Raw genomic sequence first — 4085 nt, 5'->3', positions numbered from 1 at the left:
GCGATATAGACCCACCCCGTCCATCGATCGCAGCGGATAGCGCAAATTATCTGGGGTCATCATAAAGAACACCAATGCTCGCCGCGATCCCAAAATCTCCGGTAGTTCTGGTGCCTGGAAGAGAATGTTTTGAAATATGCGAGTGGGATGGTGGGCGAGCGTATCGATGCCGCAGGTTTTACGAATGACGCTACTCGCACCATCGCAAGCCACCGCGTATTTAGCCTCGACAGTCGCTGTATCGCCGCTCTCTAAAAATGTGATTTGACCGACAATTCCCTGCGGAGTCGATTCCAAACTTTCCATCCGACAGTTGAGGTTAATCGGCCCAGCCGGAGCAGTACCCAGCTCTTTCATGAGTAAGGGCACTAGCCAGTGATGGGGACAGGGATGTTCTGATTCTGGGCTATAGGGTGGTAAGGTTCGCTCGGCGTGACTACCAAACTTCAATCGATGGATCTCGTGTTTGCCCACAGCCGTCACCCAAGCAACATCGAGTGGATGGTCTGCTGGCCAACCCGCATCGCGAATCGATTGAGCTACACCCCAACGGCGAAAAATTTCCATCGATCGCGGCCCGACAGTCCCAACTTTGGGATGATCGATGACACCATCAGACTGTTCGACTAGCACACAATCGATGCCTTGGTATCTCAGTTCTAAGGCCATTGCTAGCCCGACGGGGCCGCCACCAATAATTAATACTTCTGTTTCGATCTTCTGATGATTCATGGTTGCTAAAGAGGGGATAGGGGATAGGGGATAGGCTTCGACTGAGATGGTGTTACCCCCCCAACCCCCCCTTATAAAGGGGGGGCTTTTCCGGATCCCTCCCCATGGGGAGGGCTTTCTTTCTTGCTCCCTCCCCTTTATAAGGGGAGGGCTGGGGTGGGGTAACGGGACTACGCTCCAACTCTCATAACTAATCGATCGCCATCTCCGTAAAAAAACCAACGTAAAAATCAAACAGCTCAGTAACTGTGCTGCTAATCGCCGGACATTTTTTAGCTCGCTCGCTCAATTTTTCAAACCGCCGCGCGATCGCCTGATAAGCAATCTCTGGCGTGGGAATATAAACAGGTTGGGTTGCCATATTAAAAGATGGCCCTGCCGTTCTGCCCCGCTTCCCAGAAGGCATCGTCATCAGTAGTTCGCCGAGGGGACGAACCATGCCTGCCATAATATCGATCGCGGCATTCATCAGTTTCGATCGCCGCAGGCTACCATTCGGCATCAGCCCAAAGTGCTGCACCATGAGCTGCATCATGATGAAGTAGCACTCGTCGCAGATTTGCATGACGATCGCCGTCTCCGCCGCAGTTACCACGCTGGTACTACAGTCTTTTGAATGCAGTGTCGGGTTGCGTAGAGCTGGATAGGATGGATTCCAGGGTAAGGGGTCGTTGTCGTTATCCTTCGGAAACTGTTCTTGGGCTAGGGCTGCTGCCATCCGGCGAAATTGCTGATAGTGCGATCGATCGAATTTAGGCGAGTTGGCATCGCACCCTTCCCCTTGTTCGGTAATCACGTCGATCGCAAACAGGGCACTATTTACATCTTCCACTTGCAACTGATAGTGGGGGTGATGCTGATTGAAATCCTCCCTTAAAAATAAGTGATGCTCGCCTCCGGCTGGGCCTTTTTTAGTGAGAAATAAATCGGGGATTGTTTCAATGGCTTCGCGAATTTGGCGATACAATTCGCTCAATGAACCATAACGATGTAATCGATCGCCGATCGGGTCTTCAACGTCGCGTTCGGCTAATTCCTCTGCTAAAAAGTCGGGCATTTCCAGTCGCATAAAGCGGTGAATACTATTAGCATTTAGAGGTTCGAGTGCCAAGTCCACATCGATCGGACAATACCTGTCGATCTCGCCGAAGTTAGGATTGGCTGGGTAAAAAGGTTCGCCCATCGCCATCAGAATGTTATTAACCATCAAAAAGTGGATCATTTCCTCATGGGAAATCTCCAACAATACGCCCCGCATTCCATATTTATCTTTCTCTTGCCCATCGCCACAGGCTAAGTTTAATTGGGCGGGAGTCCATAAACCCCGCTGCACGTATTCTTTACCTGTCACGTAGTTGGGGATGGAATAAGCTGCATAAATATATTGCAACATCACCGCGACTTCTAGTTCGGCGGCTTGGCGCAGGGCGACTACCAATTCTTCACGGGTCTCGATCGATCTTTGCGTCCGTTTGATTGTGGGAGTGGGATCGGGAACGTAGCCAACTTGCTGTTGATTTTGTAAATATTTATATAAAAGCATTGCTTTTGGTTGAGATAATTCCCTAGTTGGGGGCATGTAATAGGTTTTATTTTTGTTTTGGGGGTCGCACATTTGCCACATCAACCGCGCATAAGTTTCTACTTTGCACTTGTCGGCAAGGCTAAAAACTTCGGCTTTCATGAATGAGAAGCACAATTCGTAATAAGCGAGAATTTCTTTATAAATCAGATCGAAATCGACATCGCGATCGGGAATATCTGCCAAATGCCAGTCATCGCCCATCACCCGCACCGCAAACGAGCCAGCCCCAGACCAAAAACCTAAAAGATCGTCGTTGTCGTAGCTAAGTTCTGCTACATCGGGATGATAGCGATCTACAGGTAATGCTTGCGGATCTGCCGATAACAGCACGCGGGTAGTTCCCGACTGGCAGCCCCGAATCGTCAACCAGCCTAGCCCCTGCCGATCGGTTGCCAACACGCAGCTAGTGGTAAAGTCTCCGGTTTCTGCTTGTTTACCAGGTTTAAATTCCAGCATATTGAGCTGGCTACTGGAGGGATAGTGAAAATCTCGACCGACTTTCGCCGGATCGCGATCGAACTCATGCCGGAGCTGAGGTAGTCCACGGGGATTGTAATACTGACTGAGATGGACAGACTCGACAGGTGCAGGTTGCCCGCGCACAAACGATCGCACCGCTACTTCGACAGCATAATCTTCACCTGTTTTGTGGTTGGGAAATTCTAGAAACAGAGCAGCCTCGTCGATCTGGAGATTAATCTCCTGTTCCTCCAGCAGGACTCGTCTCTGTCCGTCTATGGTACCGATAATCGACAAACCTTCCTGTTCGATCGCAGTGCGGAGATCGTCCCACGCTGCGGCTAGGGGGAGATCGATAATCCCACTCGTAAGTCGATGCGCTTCCTGCTGATAAGCTTGTCTAGGAATCGTCGCTACTAATTGGTGACTTACGATCGTCCGCAGTTCCAACTCGCCTAAATCGCGTTTGGGGCCGATCGCATGAGTCGGCCCTGGGCCAGCTTGTGGGGCACGATCGATACAAGGTACGGCGGTAATCGCATTCAGACTGACACCGCGCTCTGTAACGCACACGGAGAGATTAGACAACGGCGGTGATTCTTGCCGCTCGATACCACCAGCAGGAATTAGCAATCTACCCGCTGGATAAGTACTCGACTCGCCCTCGCACCACAACCCGATCGAGCCATGCAGATTCCAGAAAGTAGCCGAATCTGGTTGGAGCGGGGCAGACATATTGCTCAAGCTAAATTGCACTACCAGCCCTAATACATCCTCCCGCTCCATCGCCTGACGCAACAGCTCGACTGTCGGCGAATCGGCAACTTCATCTCCCCAGAAAAAATCTGGTGCCGCTTTGTCAACAGTAAACTGATGGACGCTCGATCGCTGAAATTCACGATTGAGACAGTGTTCGGGCAAGTTTTGAATATAGTCAAAATTTTGCCACCGCGCAGGTTGCAGCCCTTCCACCGGAGCCGACAACAAATTCGGGACTTCCTGCGAAGCCCCTTCTCTGCCAAAGGTCAGTTGACCGAGCATCACGGTTGTCGTCCAGTTAGAAGCCGGATCGACATCAAAAATCCGCGTCCGATTAAAAGTAGTTCCCAAATATTCATTATGGTGTCCCCACAGATCGACACTGCGCCCTACCACAACGTCATTGATGTCGATCTGTCCTGGTTCCCTTTGGGCACTGACAATTTTAGCTTCGATCGCAAAATGACCGTTGCCGCCAAAATCCCAACCTTTTGCCGTACTAAAAGCACCCGCTTCATCCCACTCCCCTCGATCGTTATACCGCGCTCCG

2 protein-coding genes are annotated in these 4085 nt (G+C 50.9%); both read right to left on the bottom strand.

The genetic code is table 11. The features are described 5' to 3' along the window. Window positions 1–732 (bottom strand): FAD-dependent monooxygenase (locus RMO52_RS03215; protein WP_310410770.1); only part of this gene is annotated, 732 nt, incomplete at its 3' end. A 190-nt stretch (window positions 733–922) separates the two neighbouring features. After that, the coding region (locus RMO52_RS03210; RefSeq protein WP_310410767.1) for a ferritin-like domain-containing protein at window positions 923–4085 on the bottom strand (3163 nt) is incomplete at its 5' end.

The organism is Chamaesiphon sp. OTE_8_metabat_110 (genome assembly GCF_031382685.1).
Lineage (GTDB): Bacteria > Cyanobacteriota > Cyanobacteriia > Cyanobacteriales > Chamaesiphonaceae > Chamaesiphon.
This window is presented reverse-complemented; position numbering and strand designations above follow the sequence as displayed.